The organism is Undibacter mobilis (genome assembly GCF_003367195.1).
GTDB classification, from domain to species: Bacteria; Pseudomonadota; Alphaproteobacteria; order Rhizobiales; family Xanthobacteraceae; genus Pseudolabrys; species Pseudolabrys mobilis.
Window position 1 is genome coordinate 1,353,016 of the sequence record NZ_QRGO01000001.1, and the last position, 15,171, is coordinate 1,368,186.

Below are 15,171 nucleotides of genomic sequence, written 5' to 3' on the forward strand. Positions count from 1 at the left end.
CGGCCTATATCGCTTGGATGCGCCGCTGGCTCCGCCCGCTCTGGGTCTTCCTCGCTCTGCTGTTCCTGTTGGAAGCATGGCTGTGGGATCATCTGTCGCCGGTGGTCGCCCGGATCGTCGGCTTCATTCCGTGGGCGGCGCTCAAACAACGGCTGGCGCAGGCGATCGAGCGGCTGTCGCCCTGGGCGACGCTGATTGTCTTCGTCCTGCCGCTTGTCGTGCTGCTGCTGCCGCTGAAGTTTATCGAAGTTTATTTTCTGGCCACTGGTCAGTGGCTCGGCGCCATCGCCGTCATCGTCGTGGCCAAGCTTGTCGGCGTCGGCGTCACCGCATTCATCTTTGATGCAACGCGCGACAAGCTGCTGCAGATGGCGTGGTTTCGCGCGCTCTATGAATGGATGCTGCGCGTGCGCGCCTGGGCGCACGCCGTTACCGAGCCGGTGCGTGTCCGCATGAGGGACATTGCCGCGATGATCCGCAGCGCGCGTGGCGGCCGCTTCCTGCGTTGGCTGTCGCGGCTGCGGCGCGCGGCGTTCCGGCGCGCCGCCTGACGAGGCTCAGTGCGCCGCGCTGGCGTGCAGCAGGAAATCGAGCGCGTGCGGTGCCCAGATGCCGAAGCACGTAAAGGCGAAGCCGATCAAGCCCGCAAGGCCTGACAGCCAGCCGAGCACCACCATGCCGGTGATGACCTCGGCCGAAGCCAGCACGATGCCGATCTGGAAGGCGGCCGAGCCAAATTCGAACTGGTGATAGCGCGCGAGCTGATAATCGCGCGTATGTTCGTACTTCTCGGCCTGCTCGCGCAGCTCCTTGCGGCCATCCTTCTCCTTGGGATCGGACTCGTAACGGGCCGCCGTTGCCCGCCAGGTCTCGACCTGCTTCTCCATCGCGGCCCTGATCTCCGGCTTGTCGATCGACGTCGCGATCGCCGAAAGATTGTCGGCGGCGGTGCGGATATTGGTCTGGCGAATGGTCTTGGCCTGAAAGAAATTCCAGGTGTCGGACGCCTTGATGTTGAGACTGATGCTTTCGGTCTGCGCGCTCTTGCCGAGCGTTTCGGAGAAGGCGAGAAACAGCGCCAGCACCGAAATCAGCAGCGCGATCTTTTTGTTGCCGCCGTGAGACGCGTGTTCGGCGTGTTCGGCATGTTCGAGGTTTTCGTGCGGTCCCGCCATGGTCGTCCCCTGTTTGGCCGGGACCATGATCGCAGTCCGCCGGGCGCGCAAGGGCGCGGCGGCGTTGTCGACGATGATATTATGATGACGCCCGCGGATGGGCGCTGGCATAAACTTCGAGTAAACGCGCGGTGTCGACCGCCGTATAGATCTGCGTCGTCGACAGTGAGGCGTGACCGAGCAGTTCCTGGATCGAACGCAGGTCGCCGCCGCGCGCCAGCAAATGTGTAGCGAAGGAATGGCGCAGCGCATGCGGTGTCGCCGTCTCCGGCAGCCCCAGCGCGCCGCGCAAGGTCGCCATCGCCAGTTGCACAATGCGTGGCGAGAGCGGGCCGCCGCGGGCGCCGAGAAACAGCGGGCCATCCGGCGGCAGGTCGTAGGGACACAGCGCAATGTAGTCGGCGATCGTTTTGGTCACCTGCGGCAACACCGGCACCATGCGGGTCTTGTTGCCTTTGCCGAGGACCGTCAGCGCATCCTTGCCATTGGCGTCGCTGCGCTTGAGGCCGAGCGCCTCGGAGATGCGCAGGCCGCAGCCATAGAGCAGCGCCAGCACGGCCGCGTCGCGCGCCAGCACCCAGGTCTCACGGTCCTCGCCACCGCGCAGGTCGATGTCGGTCATCTGCTTCGCCGCGGTCGCCGCCAGCGGCTTCGGCAAACTGCGGGCAAGCTTCGGTGCGCGGATGGCGGCGAGCGCGCCGACTTTGCCCTTGCCATTGCGCTCGAGGAAGCGGGCGAAGGAGCGCGCGCCGGCCAGAGAGCGCATCAAGGTACGGTTGCCGGCGCCGCCGGCCCGCCGCGCTGCCATGAAGGCGCGCACATCGGCCGGGGTGATTTTGGCGAGCACTTTGAGTGACGGCGGCCCGCCAAGGTGTTCGGCGAGAAAGCCGAGAAACTGGCCGACATCGCGCTCATAGGCTTCCAGCGTTTTTGGCGACATGCGCCGTTCCGCGCCGAGATAGGCGCGCCAACGGCCGATTTCGGCGGCCGTGTCGGGGGCGATGGCAAGCGGCAGTCCCATATAGGGCAGACTAGGAGCCCTTCCTTACCCTTCCTTAAAGACCCGGAATCGGCCAGACCCTTCCCATGGCTACACGCGTTGTCGATGTCCTGGTGCCGGTGGCGCTCGACCAGGCCTATTCCTACCGGGTTCCGGCAGGAATGGAGGTCGGTGTCGGCGACGTCGTGGCCGTGCCGCTCGGCGCGCGTGGCGAGACCGCGGGCGTGGTCTGGGCCGAAAACCCCAATCCGGCGCCCGGCCTGCACAATCGTCTCAAAGACATCGCGGCGAAGATCGACGTGCCGTCGCTCAGGCAAGAACTGCGCACCTTTATCGACTGGGTCGCCGGCTACACTTTAGCGTCGCGCGGCATGGTGCTGCGCATGGCCTTGCGCATGGGCGACAATCTCGGGCCAGCGCGCGAGCGCGTCGGCGTGCGTCTTGTCGGCCCGCCGCCGCAGCGCATGACCGTAGCGCGCCAGCGCGTGCTGCGCGCGCTCGAGGATGGCATGGTGCGCGCCAAGGGCGATGCCGCGCGCGAGGCTGGTGTTTCGACCGGCGTCATCGATGGCCTGGTCGATGAAGGCACGCTGGAAACGGTTGTGCTGCCGCCGGAGAAGGTGGCGCGCCCGCCCGACCCGGATTTCCGCAAGCCCGACTTCGCGCTTGGCCAGCTCGCCGCCGCGGATGCGCTGCGCACCACCGTCGATCAAGGCGGCTACACCGTGTCGCTGGTCGATGGCGTCACCGGCTCGGGCAAGACCGAAGTCTATTTCGAGGCGGTGGCGGAGAACATCCGCAAGGGCCGGCAGACGCTGATCCTGATGCCGGAAATCGCGCTCACCGGCCAATCGCTCGATCGCTTCACCGCGCGCTTCGGCACCAAGCCGGCGGAGTGGCATTCGCAACTGGCGCCGCGCTTGCGCGCGCGCACCTGGGCCGCGGTGGCGGAAGGCGACGTGTCGGTCGTGGTCGGCGCGCGCTCGGCGCTGTTTCTTCCCTATGCCGATCTCGGCCTCATCGTTGTCGATGAAGAACACGAGCAGGCCTACAAGCAGGAAGACGGCGCGCGCTACAATGCCCGCGACATGGCGGTGGTGCGCGGCTCCATCGCGAAGATTCCCGTGGTGCTCGCCTCGGCGACGCCCTCGGTCGAATCCGAAGTCAATGCGCGCAAGGGCCGCTATCGCCGCTTGCATCTGCCGGAGCGTTTCGGCGGCGCCAGCCTGCCGCATGTCGAGGCCATTGATCTGACGCGCGAAGGTCCGCCGCGCGGCCGCTTCATCGCGCCTCGCCTGGCCGAAGCCGTCCACAACACGCTGGAGCGCGGCGACCAGGCGCTGCTGTTTCTCAATCGCCGCGGTTTTGCGCCGCTTACATTATGCCGCGCCTGCGGCTTCCGCCTGCAGTGCCCGAACTGCGATGCCTGGCTGGTCGATCATCGCTTCCGCAAGAGACTGATCTGCCATCACTGCGGCTACAACATGCCGCCGCCGGATGCCTGTCCGAACTGCCACGCCACCGAAAGCTTCACGGCGGTCGGCCCCGGCGTCGAACGGCTGGAGCAGGAGGCGGCCGACCTGTTTCCCGACAAACGCATTCTCATTCTTTCGAGCGACGTCGTCGAATCGATGGAGCGACTTCGTCAAGAGCTTGACGATGTCGCCGACGGCAAGTTCGACATCATCGTCGGCACGCAGCTGGTGGCGAAGGGGCATCATTTCCCGAAGCTCAATCTGGTCGGTATCGTCGATGCGGATCTCGGCCTCGGCAATGGCGATCCGCGCGCGTCGGAGCGGACATTCCAGTTGCTGCATCAGGTGGTCGGCCGCGCCGGCCGCGAGGACAATCGCGGGGTCGGCTTTCTGCAGACGCACCAGCCGGAGCATCCGGTGATGAAGGCGCTCATCCTCGGCGACCGCGAGAAATTCTACGAAACCGAAATCGCGCTGCGCGAGGCGTCGGGCTATCCGCCGTTCGGACGGCTTGCCGGCATTGTCGTCTCCGCCGACAACAAGCACGACGCCGAAGGCTACGCCAAGGCTGTCGCAAAAGCCGCGCCCTATAACGAAACGGTGCGCGTGCTTGGCCCCGCCGAAGCGCCGGTTGCCGTGGTGCGCGGCCGCCATCGTTACCGGCTGCTGATCAAGGCGCCGCGCGAGTTCAACCTGTCGGCCTATTTGCGCGACTGGCTGGCCGTTGCGCCGAAGACGCGCGGCGGCATCAAGATGGACGTCGATGTCGATCCGATGAGCTTTTACTGATCCGTCATGCTGCCGCGCGCGCCGTGCGCTTGCCGGCCCACTGATTGATGATCAGGCTGCCGAGCACGATCGCAGCACCGAGCGATTGCACCAAGGTCGGCACGAAGCCGCGGATAACGGCATCGAGCGCGAAAGCGACCATCGGGATCAGCAGGAAGAACGGCGCCACGGCCGGCGCGCCGGCTTCTTCGACGCCGTGAAACCAGAGTGCGTAAGCAATCGAGGTGCCGATCAGCGCCACATAGGCGTAGGCGGCAATGCTCGCGATATCGAGCGAGGCCGGCACGTCGCCGATGAACGCCGCCAGCGCCGCCAGTTCGACGCCGCCGATCACGAGCTGCCAGGCGGTGAATTCGAGCAACGGAATGGGGCGGCCCCAGCGGTTGAGCAGAACGCCGCCCAGTGCCAGCGACATCGCGGCGATCAAGCCCGCGACCGCGCCGACGAAGTCGAGCACGATCTTGCCGCCGGTGAGCAGGATCATCACGCCGATGGCGCCGAGCACGACGCTGGTCAGCCGCAGCCAGGTCGGCCGCTCGCCGAGCAGTGGCCAGGCGATCAGGACGGTGATGATGGGCCCGAGCGATTGCAACGTGCCGGCGACGCCGCCCGGCAGCCGCTCGGCGGCGATGAACAGGAACGCGAACACGATCCCGCAATTGAGCGTGCCAAGCAGCACGACCTTGCCCCACCATTCGCGCGGCGGCAGTTCGTTGTAGAACAGAAGCAGTGGCAGGCCGCCACCGAGCGCGCGAATGGCGCCCGTGAAGATCGGATTGTGCGGCAAGACCATGCTGACGAAAATATAGGTCGTGCCCCAGATGGCAGCGGCGAGGGCGGCGGACAACTTGGGGTTCAGGGCTGAAAGCATCGGTCGAAAATACACCGCGGCCTGAGCCAAGCGGCGCGGGCGAGCGGATGTTTCCTTTTGAGATGATTATGCGGCCGCGGACGCGGCTTGATGACAGATCCCGGAGATAAGGCGGGCCGGCGCTCGGTGAAAGCCGCGGGCCTCGCGTCTGGCGCAGGGCAGCCCGTTGTTTTCGCCGGTTCGACTAAGGGCGGACGCAGCCGCCATCGTCATTCCGGGGACCGGGCTAAGCCAGGGAGCCCGGAATCCATACTCCGCAGCACCGGGGATCCGGAATGACGACGTGGCTTTCTACGTCTCGTGCAGCTTGCGTGCGCTGGCGACGCTGGCGGCGTAGCGCATGAGCGGCGGCTTGAGGCCGGTGGCGACGAGTTCATGCCGCACATTCGGCCGGGCGGCGGCGAAATAGACCTCGGTGCCGCCTCTGGCGAGCTTCTTGACGAAGGCATGCAGCGAGCGCGCCGCCGTGGTGTCGATCAGCGGCACGTCGGTGAAGTCGAGAATGAGCAGCCGCGGCGTGTGGCCGATGCGCTCCAGCGCGGTCAGCACATGCGCGGTGGCGCCGAAGAAGAAGGCGCCGCTGATGCGGTAGACCACCACGTCGCGCTCGCTGGCGGCATCGGCATCGTATTTGGTGCTGTCCGCCGTATCGGCGACGTCCTCGATGCCGCCGGCCTGGATATCGACCGACTCCGCCATGCGATGCAGGAACATGAACGAGGCCAGCACCACGCCGACCGCGATGCCGGTGAGGAGATCGACGAAAATGGTGAGCAGGAACGTGGCGAGCAGCACCACCGCATCGCCGCGCGAGGTGCGCATCAACGACCAGAATTCTTCCTTCTCCGCCATGTTCCACGACACGATGAGCAGCACGGCGCCGAGTGCGGCCAGCGGGATGTAGCCGACCAGCGGCGCCGCCACGGCCAGGAACAACAGCAGATAGCCGCAGTGGAAAATGCCGGAGAGCGGTCCGCGCGCGCCGGAGCGAATATTGGTCGCGGTGCGGGCGATGGTGCCGGTGACGCACATGCCGCCGAACACGACCGAGGCGATATTGGCGACGCCCTGCGCGCCGAGCTCCGCATTGGAGCGATGGCGGCGTCCGCTCATGCCGTCGGCGACCACCGCCGACAGCAATGATTCGATGGCCCCTAACAGCGCGATGGCGAAAGCATCCGGCAGCACGGCCTGCAGCTTGGCCATGCTGAAGGTCGGCAGCGACGGCGCCGGCAGCGTGCGCGGCACTTCGCCGAAGCGCGACGTTACGGTCGCGACATCGAGATGGAGGGCAAAGCAGATCAGCGCCGTCACCGCGATCGCGATCAGGAAGCCCGGCCAGGCCGGCCGGAAGCGGCGCAGGACGATAATGATCGCCAGCGCCAGCGCCGCAATGCCGACGGTCTGCCAGCTGATCGTCGAGATCGCAGCGGCAATCGCTTCGAGCTTGGGCAGCAAAGCGGACGGCTCATGCGCAATGTTGAGGCCGAGCACGTCGCGGAACTGGCTCGCGGCAATGATGACAGCGATGCCCGCGGTGAAGCCGACCGTCACCGGCATGGGAATGTATTTGACGTAGGTGCCGAGGCGGAGAAGAGCGACCGCCAGCAGGATCAGCCCGGCCAGGATCGTCGCCAGCGCCAGCCCGTCATAACCGTGACGCTCGACGATGGAGGCGACCAGGCCGATGAAGGCGCCCGCGGGGCCACCGATCTGGAAGCGGCTGCCGCCGATCAGCGACACGAAGAAGCCGCCGGCAATGGCGGTGTAGAGGCCGCGCTCGGGCGACACGCCGGAGGCAATCGCGATTGCCATCGACAATGGCAGCGCTACGACGGCGACCGTGAGTCCGGCTATGGCGTCGGCGCGCAGGTCGCGTACGCCATAGCCTTCACGGAAAACCGTGATCAGCTTGGGCATGAAGAGCTGCGCGAAGGTCGGCGGCGGAGCGACAGGCGAATGGCCGGACATGGCGAACCTTTTTTGGGAAAGTTCCATCAGCATCGCTCCCGAGGCGGCTGCTGCGCAACTCCGAAATACCCCTTAACGCCAGATAGGAATTAAGGCGTCAGCGTTGCTTTATGCCGCGGCTTTGTCGGCGGCATCGCCCGCCGGCAGCAGCACGCAGGCAGCAGCGGCGAAAATCAGAACGAAACCCACGATATCGGCCCCGGTCGGCCGTTCGCCGAGAATGACGATCGAGGCAGTGACGCCAACCACCGGCACCAAAAGCACGCCGATCGAGGCTGTCAGTGGCGACAACCGGCCAATGATCGACCACCACAGGAAATGGGCAAGGCCGACACCAATGACGCCGAGATAGACAATGGCGATGACCGCGTTGGTGCTGATCGGCCACAGCCGCGGCAGGCCTTCGAAGGCGAGGGCGCCTGCGAGCAGGAAGAAGAAGCCGAACAGCAATTGCCAGGCCGCATTGGCGAGTGCCGGCACCGAAGACCGCCGCCATTTCATGTAGACGGTGCCGAAGGCCCAGCCGATCGCTGCGGTGAGCGAATAGACGATAAAGACAGGAATGCCGTGCGCGAGCAGCGGCCAGATCAGGATGCCGATGCCGGCCACGCCGAGCGTCAGAGCAATCAGCCGCAGGCGGCCGAGTTTGTCGTGCAGCAGCAGCATGCTCAGGACGGCGGCCCAGATTGGCATCGTATAGATGACGATAATCGTGCGTGAGGTCGCGCCATTGAGCTGCGCGAAGGCCGAGAGGATGTGAAACGTCCCGACATTGAAGAAACCGGCGATCAGGACGTGGATGCGGTCGCGCGGCGGCACATAAAGATCGAAACCGGCGACTCGGGCGGCCAGGAACAGCGTCGCCGCGCCCCCGCCGACCCCGACCATGCGCAAGGTCCAGGGCTCGACCTCGCGGAGCGCGACTGCCGTGGCGATCCACACCAGACCCCAACAAAAGGCGAGCAGGACGACGGACAGGCGGGCGGTGCCGGAATCCGGGCCTCGCGGCGATCCGTCGGACATGATTCCTTCCCCAAAACCCGGTTTCGTCCGGGTTTCTTGCGCCGCGCCAAAATGCACGGGTTCAGTGTCTGTCCCGCCATATACGGATTCGGACTTTGGTGCTGCCGGCAAATCCGAAGGTCTGCCCTGCGACGGGATTGCCGTTCCGCCCGTGGCCGGCGGCACACGCGCTTTGCCGCAGCTTTTCTGGCCACCTCCGTGACGGCCCCTTGTTGCACCGCCCCCCGTCGCTGTGTTAGCTACCCCTCGATTTTAGAGGCCCGCCCGCGGGGGTTTGCCGGGCGGCCGAAAGATCGGAATTCCCTCTTGAATTCCAAAAGCTTGCGCCGCCCCTTCAGGCGACGGTGTCGGGCTTGTTTAAAGTCCTAAGAAAGAGCGTGACAGTGGCGGGCGAAGATCACCCAGTTTCAGGAATGGCGGGCCGCTATGCCGGGGCCCTGTTCGAGTTGGCGCTCGAGGAAAAGGCGACCGATGCGGTCAGGAAAGAGCTCGACCAGTTCGATGCTCTGATCGCCGAATCCGCCGACCTCAATCGCCTCGTCCGCAGCCCGGTGTTCGGCGCCGACGAGCAGCTCCGGGCGCTCAGCGCCATCCTCGCCAAGGCCGGCATCTCCGGCATCACCGCGAATTTCCTCCGCGTCATCACCACGAACCGCCGCCTGTTCGCTGTCCGCGACATGATCCGCGCCTATCGCGCGCTGGTCGCGAAGAACAGGGGCGACGTGGTCGCGAAGGTCACCGTTGCCGAGCCGCTCAACGACCAGAACAAGGAAGCGCTCAAGGGCGCTCTCAAGTCGGTCACGGGCGGCAAGGACATCGACATGGACGTCACGATTGACCCGGCGATCATCGGCGGGCTGATCGTCAAGGTCGGCAGCCGTATGGTCGACACGTCTCTCCGCACCAAACTCAATTCGATCAAAATTGCGATGAAAGAGGCACGCTGATGGATATCCGCGCCGCAGAAATCTCCAACATTCTCAAAGAGCAGATCAAGAACTTCGGCCAGGAAGCCGAAGTCTCCGAAGTCGGCCAGGTGCTGTCCGTCGGTGACGGTATTGCCCGCGTCTACGGCCTCGACAACGTCCAGGCGGGCGAAATGGTCGAGTTCGAGAACGGTACGCGCGGCATGGCGCTGAACCTCGAAAGCGACAACGTCGGTATCGTTATTTTCGGCGCCGACCGCGAGATCAAGGAAGGCCAAACCGTCAAGCGCACCGGCGCCATCGTGGACGTGCCGGTCGGCAAGGGTCTGCTCGGCCGCGTCGTCGACGCGCTCGGCAATCCGATCGACGGCAAGGGCCCGATCAAGGCCGATGTCCGCAAGCAGGTGGACGTCAAGGCGCCGGGCATCATCCCGCGCAAGTCGGTGCATGAACCGATGGCGACCGGCCTCAAGGCCATCGACGCGCTGATCCCGATCGGCCGCGGCCAGCGCGAGCTGATCATCGGCGACCGTCAGACCGGCAAGACCGCGATCGCGCTCGACACCATTCTCAACCAGAAGCCGCTCAACGCGCAGCCGGACGAGAAGATCAAGCTGTACTGCGTCTATGTCGCGGTCGGCCAGAAGCGCTCCACCGTCGCCCAGTTCGTGAAGGTGCTCGAAGAGCAGGGCGCGCTGGAATATTCGATCGTCGTCGCCGCCACCGCGTCCGACCCGGCCCCGATGCAGTTCCTGGCGCCGTTCGCCGGTTGCGCCATGGGCGAGTACTTCCGCGACAACGGCATGCACGCCGTCATCATCTATGACGATCTGTCGAAGCAGGCCGTCGCCTACCGCCAGATGTCGCTGCTGCTGCGCCGCCCGCCGGGCCGCGAAGCCTATCCGGGCGACGTGTTCTATCTCCACTCGCGCCTGCTTGAGCGCGCCGCCAAGATGAACGACGAAAAGGGCGCCGGTTCGCTGACCGCTCTGCCGGTCATCGAAACCCAGGCCAACGACGTGTCGGCCTACATCCCGACCAACGTGATTTCGATCACCGACGGCCAGATCTTCCTCGAAACCGACCTGTTCTATCAGGGCATCCGTCCGGCCGTGAACGTCGGTCTGTCGGTGTCGCGCGTCGGTTCGGCCGCGCAGACCAAGGCGATGAAGAAGGTCGCCGGCAAGATCAAGGGTGAGCTGGCGCAGTACCGCGAAATGGCGGCCTTCGCGCAGTTCGGCTCCGATCTCGACGCCACCACGCAGCGCTTGCTCGCCCGCGGTTCGCGCCTCACCGAGCTCCTCAAGCAGGCGCAGTTCTCGCCGCTGAAGATGGAAGAGCAGGTCGTGGTGATTTACGCCGGCGTCAACGGCTATCTCGACAAGTTCCCGGTCGCGTCGATCCGCAAGTTCGAGAACGGGTTGCTGTCGCTGCTGCGTAACGAGAAGACCATTCTGGACGACATCCGCAAGACCAACGATTTGTCTTCGGACACCGAAAAGAAGCTCAAGGAGCAGGTCGACAAGTTCGCCGCCTCGTTCGCCTAAGTTGGATCGTCGGGGCCCGGCATAAGGCCGGGCCACAGCGCGAAGCGCGTCTTCGCGCTTAAGCCGGTAGAAATAAGAGAGCCGAGAGAGCCGAAGAGAAATGGCGTCACTCAAGGACATGCGCGTTCGCATCGCCGCGACGAAGGCGACGCAGAAGATCACCAAGGCCATGCAGATGGTCGCAGCGTCAAAGCTGCGCCGTGCGCAGGCGGCGGCCGAAGCCGCGCGTCCCTACGCCGAGCGTATGGACCTGGCGCTCGGTAACATCGCCTCCGGCATGGCCGGTGCCGAAGGTGCGCCGAAGCTTCTGGCCGGCACCGGCTCCGACAAGGTTCACCTGCTGATCGTCGCCACCGGCGAGCGCGGTCTGGCCGGCGCGTTCAACTCGTCGATCGTGCGTCTGGCCCGCGAGCACATCAACCGGCTCCAGTCCGAAGGCAAGGAAGTCAAGATCCTCACCGTCGGCAAGAAGGGCAACGAGCAGCTCCGCCGCAACTACGAGAAGCTGATCGTCGATCGCATGGAGCTGCGCGGCGTGCGCACGCTCGGTTACGTCAATGCCTCGCAGATCGCCGACAAGGTTCTGGCGATGTTCGAGAAGGGCGAGTTCGACATCGCGACCTTGTTCTACGCCCAGTTCAAGTCGGTGATCTCGCAGGTCCCGACCGCGCAGCAGATCATTCCGCCGAAATTCGATACGTCGAAGCCGGCGACGGCGCTGGCGCCTTACGAATACGAGCCCGAGGAAGAAGAAATCCTCGGCGACCTGTTGCCGCGCTACGTGGCGACCCAGATTTTCCGCGCGCTGCTCGAGAACAACGCTTCGTTCTACGGCGCGCAGATGTCGGCGATGGACAACGCGACCCGCAACGCCGGCGACATGATCCGCAAGCAGACCATTACCTACAACCGTACGCGTCAGGCCATGATCACGAAAGAACTCATCGAGATCATCTCCGGCGCCGAAGCGCTCTAAGCGCACACGAATAGAGAGTAAGAGGACCGAACATGGCGACACAGGCTGGTTCCAACAAGTCGGGCAAGATCACGCAGGTCATCGGCGCGGTCGTCGACGTGCAGTTCGAGGGCCATCTGCCCGCGATTCTGAACTCGCTCGAAACCAACAACGGCGGCAACCGCCTGGTGCTCGAAGTGGCGCAGCATCTCGGTGAATCGACGGTGCGCACCATCGCGATGGACGTGACCGAAGGTCTGGTCCGCGGTCAGGAAGTCACCGACACCGGCCTGCCGATCGCCGTGCCGGTCGGCCCGGGCCTGCTCGGCCGCATCATCAACGTCATCGGCGAGCCGATCGACGAAGCCGGTCCGGTGAAGTCGGACGACCGCCGTCCGATTCACGCCGAAGCGCCGAAGTACACCGACCAGTCGACCGAAGCGCAGATTCTCGTCACCGGCATCAAGGTCGTCGATCTGCTCGCGCCTTACGCCAAGGGCGGCAAGATCGGCCTGTTCGGCGGCGCCGGCGTCGGCAAGACCGTGCTCATTCAGGAACTGATCAACAACGTCGCCAAGGCCCACGGCGGTTACTCGGTGTTCGCCGGCGTCGGCGAGCGTACCCGCGAAGGCAACGACCTCTATCACGAGTTCATCGAATCGGGCGTCAACAAGAAGGGCGGCGGCGAAGGCTCCAAGTGCGCCCTCGTGTTCGGCCAGATGAACGAGCCGCCGGGCGCCCGCGCCCGCGTCGGCCTCACCGGTCTCACGCTCTCGGAGTACTTCCGCGATCAGGGCCAGGACGTGCTGTTCTTCGTCGACAACATCTTTCGCTTCACGCAGGCGGGTTCGGAAGTGTCGGCGCTGCTCGGCCGTATTCCTTCGGCGGTGGGTTATCAGCCGACGCTCGCGACCGACATGGGCGCGCTGCAGGAGCGCATCACCACCACCACCAAGGGTTCGATCACCTCGGTGCAGGCGATTTACGTCCCGGCCGACGACTTGACCGACCCGGCGCCGGCGACCTCGTTCGCGCATCTTGACGCCACCACGGTGCTGTCGCGCGACATCGCCGCCAAGGGCATCTATCCGGCGGTGGACCCGCTCGACTCGACCTCGCGCATGCTGTCGCCGCTCGTCGTCGGCGAAGAGCACTATGCGGTCGCCCGTTCGGTGCAGCAGGTGCTGCAGCGCTACAAGGCGCTGCAGGACATCATCGCCATTCTCGGCATGGACGAACTGTCGGAAGAGGACAAGCTGACGGTGGCCCGCGCCCGCAAGATCGAGCGCTTCCTGTCGCAGCCGTTCCACGTCGCCGAAGTGTTCACCGGCGCGCCGGGCAAGCTGGTCGACCTCGCCGACACCATCAAGGGCTTCAAGGGCCTGGTGGAAGGCAAGTACGACCACCTGCCGGAAGCCGCCTTCTACATGGTGGGCAACATCGAAGAGGCGGTCGAAAAGGGCAAGAAACTCGCGGCCGAGGCCGCCTAAGTCTGGCTCTGGATGTTGCGCCGTCACCCTGAGGTGCAGGCGCAGCGAGGATGACGGATTGAGGTTTGCAAATGGCTTTGCACTTTGAATTGGTCTCGCCTGAAAAACTCGTCTTCTCGGGCGAGGTGACGCAGGTTGACCTTCCCGGCGCTGAAGGCGACTTCGGCGTGATGGAAGGGCACGCGCCCCTAGTGACCACGCTGCGTCCCGGCATCATGACCGTGTATGCCGGCGGCAGCGCGCAGACGATCGTCGTGCTTGGCGGCTTTGCCGAAGTGTCCGACAAAGGCCTTACCGTGCTCGCCGACACCGCCGACGCGGTGAAGGACTTCGATCGCGCCGTCATCGCCGCGCGCATCGCCGAGCTCGAGCAGCAGGCCACCAAGATGGAATCGGGCAACGAGCTCGACAAGATCATCACGCGGCTCGACCACTTCAAGGAAGTCGATCGCCATCTGACCGGCACCGCCGCGCACTAAGACGCGCGCATCGCCTGAATTCAAAACGCCGCCGGAGAATTCCGGCGGCGTTTTTCGTCAGGATGCGGCGAGGGCTTACGCCACTGTCTGTTTCACCGGCTCCATCGCGCCTTCGACGGTCGCATGCAGATGCGCGACCAGTTTGTCATCGAGCCGCAGGCGCGCCGCCAGCAGCGCGAGATAGGCGCGCTCCGATGGATTATCGACGTCGATGGCGAGCAGCGACACGGTGTAAAGCTCCGCGGCTTCTTCCGGCGTACGCGCGCAGCGCGCTACTGCATCGACATCGAGCGGGGCACGCAATTCGTCCATGACGAAGACCTTGTCTTCGGCGCCGACATTCATCTTGTCCATTTGCGCGAAGATGTTGGCCTGCTCGGCGGCGTCGATATGGCCGTCGGCCTTGGCGGCCGCGATCATGGCGCGCAGCAGGTTGCGCGCCAGCGATTGCTGGTCGGCCTCTTGTACCGGATTGAAGGGCGTATTGGCCGGCGGTGGCAGCAAAGGCGTCTCCGCCGCGGCCGTGGGCGAGGCCTGTTTGCCGGCCTTGTAGTTCTGATAGGCGCGATAGGCGAGCGCGCCGGCGACCGCCATGCCGCCATAGGTCAACGCGTTGCCGGCGAGCTTGCGGCCGCCCTTGGAGCCGAGCAGCAGACCGGCGAGGCCGCCGGTCAGCGCGCCGCCGCCAAAGCCGCCCAGCATGTTGCCGGCCTGTTGCAGCAGATCGCCGCCGCCACTTTGACCAAACGGGCCGCGGCCGCCGCCGAAACCTTGCTGATTGGGTCCGCCCTGATTCTGGCCGCCCATAAACTGGTCGAGCAGGCTTTTCGCGTCGAACATCGGATCTCCCTCATTGAAATCAGAGGGGGAGTTAGGAACCGATCGAGGCATTCAAAGGACGGTGCCATGCGGCGTAATGCCCCGCAGTGGCCATGAAACCTTCAGGCGAGCCGCGAAAACGATGCCACCACCTGCTCGTAGATCGGCCGCTTGAACGGGACGACGAGGTCGGGCAGCGATTTCATTTCCACCCAGCGCCAGTCGATAAATTCCGGCTTATGATGGCCGCCGCCGGGCGCGGTGATGTTGATTTCGCTGTCATTGCCGGTGAAGCGCAGCGCGTACCATTTCTGCTTCTGGCCGCGATACTGGCCTTTCCAGGCTTCGCCGACGATGTCGCGCGGGATGTCGTAGGCAAGCCAGTCGGCGATCTCGTCGAGCTTCTCGACGGACCTGATACTGGTCTCTTCGTAGAGTTCGCGCAGCGCGCCGGCGTATGGATCCTCGCCCTCGTCGATGCCGCCTTGGGGCATCTGCCAGACATGCGTGGCGTCGACATGTTCGGGCCCGCCTTTACGGCGGCCGACAAACACGAGCCCGTTGCGGTTGAGCACCATGATGCCGGCGCAGGGTCGGTAGGGCAGGGTGTCGTAGATCGTCTGCGAGATGTCTGTCATGCCGGGCTATATG

The 15,171-nt window shown here is 65.0% G+C and carries 14 protein-coding genes; 7 read left to right on the top strand and 7 right to left on the bottom strand.

All coding sequences use genetic code 11. The features are described from left to right. Positions 1-17: 17 nt before the first annotated feature. A complete protein-coding gene (locus tag DXH78_RS06410; protein WP_115516275.1) occupies positions 18-551 on the top strand; it encodes a hypothetical protein in 534 nt (177 codons plus the stop codon). Positions 552-557: 6 nt separating this feature from the next. On the opposite strand, the gene DXH78_RS06415 is transcribed toward DXH78_RS06410, so the two are convergent. Next, positions 558-1,175, bottom strand: coding sequence for a DUF4337 domain-containing protein (locus DXH78_RS06415; RefSeq protein WP_115517752.1), 618 nt, complete (start codon positions 1,173-1,175; stop codon positions 558-560). A gap of 79 nt (positions 1,176-1,254) precedes the next feature. After that, positions 1,255-2,196, bottom strand: a complete 942-nt coding sequence (locus DXH78_RS06420) for a tyrosine recombinase XerC (protein ID WP_115516276.1) — start codon at positions 2,194-2,196, stop codon at positions 1,255-1,257. 65 nt (positions 2,197-2,261) lie between these two features. On the opposite strand from DXH78_RS06420, the gene DXH78_RS06425 reads away from it, so the two are divergent. Further along, positions 2,262-4,439: a primosomal protein N' gene (locus DXH78_RS06425; protein WP_115516277.1), complete on the top strand. Its 2,178-nt coding sequence runs from the start codon at positions 2,262-2,264 to the stop codon at positions 4,437-4,439. A 4-nt stretch (positions 4,440-4,443) separates the two neighbouring features. Here DXH78_RS06425 and DXH78_RS06430 read toward each other — a convergent pair whose 3' ends face one another. The 3 genes from DXH78_RS06430 to DXH78_RS06440 form a co-directional block, all read right to left on the bottom strand. Then, a complete protein-coding gene (locus tag DXH78_RS06430; RefSeq protein WP_115516278.1) occupies positions 4,444-5,310 on the bottom strand; it encodes a DMT family transporter in 867 nt (288 codons plus the stop codon). A 291-nt stretch (positions 5,311-5,601) separates the two neighbouring features. Continuing rightward, complete coding sequence (locus DXH78_RS06435) at positions 5,602-7,281, bottom strand: SulP family inorganic anion transporter (RefSeq protein ID WP_115517753.1); 1,680 nt, start codon at positions 7,279-7,281, stop codon at positions 5,602-5,604. 108 nt (positions 7,282-7,389) lie between these two features. After that, a complete protein-coding gene (locus tag DXH78_RS06440; protein ID WP_115516279.1) occupies positions 7,390-8,304 on the bottom strand; it encodes a DMT family transporter in 915 nt (304 codons plus the stop codon). A 383-nt stretch (positions 8,305-8,687) separates the two neighbouring features. Between DXH78_RS06440 and DXH78_RS06445 the strand changes: the two genes are divergently transcribed. The 5 genes from DXH78_RS06445 to DXH78_RS06465 all read left to right on the top strand — a co-directional run bounded on the left by DXH78_RS06445 (position 8,688) and on the right by DXH78_RS06465 (position 13,701). Then, positions 8,688-9,251, top strand: coding sequence for a F0F1 ATP synthase subunit delta (locus DXH78_RS06445; RefSeq protein WP_115516280.1), 564 nt, complete (start codon positions 8,688-8,690; stop codon positions 9,249-9,251). Continuing rightward, the gene (atpA, locus tag DXH78_RS06450) at positions 9,251-10,777 is read left to right on the top strand and encodes a F0F1 ATP synthase subunit alpha (RefSeq protein ID WP_115516281.1); all 1,527 of its coding nucleotides are present in this window, start codon (positions 9,251-9,253) and stop codon (positions 10,775-10,777) included. The genes DXH78_RS06445 and atpA overlap by 1 nt, the downstream gene beginning before the upstream one ends. A 100-nt stretch (positions 10,778-10,877) precedes the next feature. Further along, positions 10,878-11,753: a F0F1 ATP synthase subunit gamma gene (locus tag DXH78_RS06455; protein ID WP_115516282.1), complete on the top strand. Its 876-nt coding sequence runs from the start codon at positions 10,878-10,880 to the stop codon at positions 11,751-11,753. A gap of 32 nt (positions 11,754-11,785) precedes the next feature. Beyond that, positions 11,786-13,222 (top strand): F0F1 ATP synthase subunit beta, encoded by a 1,437-nt coding sequence (gene atpD, locus DXH78_RS06460; protein WP_115516283.1) that lies wholly within the window; start codon positions 11,786-11,788, stop codon positions 13,220-13,222. A gap of 71 nt (positions 13,223-13,293) precedes the next feature. After that, positions 13,294-13,701 (top strand): F0F1 ATP synthase subunit epsilon, encoded by a 408-nt coding sequence (locus tag DXH78_RS06465; RefSeq protein WP_115516284.1) that lies wholly within the window; start codon positions 13,294-13,296, stop codon positions 13,699-13,701. 75 nt (positions 13,702-13,776) lie between these two features. On the opposite strand, the gene DXH78_RS06470 is transcribed toward DXH78_RS06465, so the two are convergent. Together DXH78_RS06470 and DXH78_RS06475 are read right to left on the bottom strand one after the other, a co-directional pair. Further along, the gene (locus DXH78_RS06470; RefSeq protein WP_115516285.1) at positions 13,777-14,541 is read right to left on the bottom strand and encodes a tellurite resistance TerB family protein; all 765 of its coding nucleotides are present in this window, start codon (positions 14,539-14,541) and stop codon (positions 13,777-13,779) included. A gap of 101 nt (positions 14,542-14,642) precedes the next feature. Further along, on the bottom strand, positions 14,643-15,158 hold the full coding sequence (locus DXH78_RS06475; RefSeq protein ID WP_115516286.1) for an RNA pyrophosphohydrolase: 516 nt from the start codon (positions 15,156-15,158) through the stop codon (positions 14,643-14,645). Positions 15,159-15,171 lie beyond the last annotated feature (13 nt).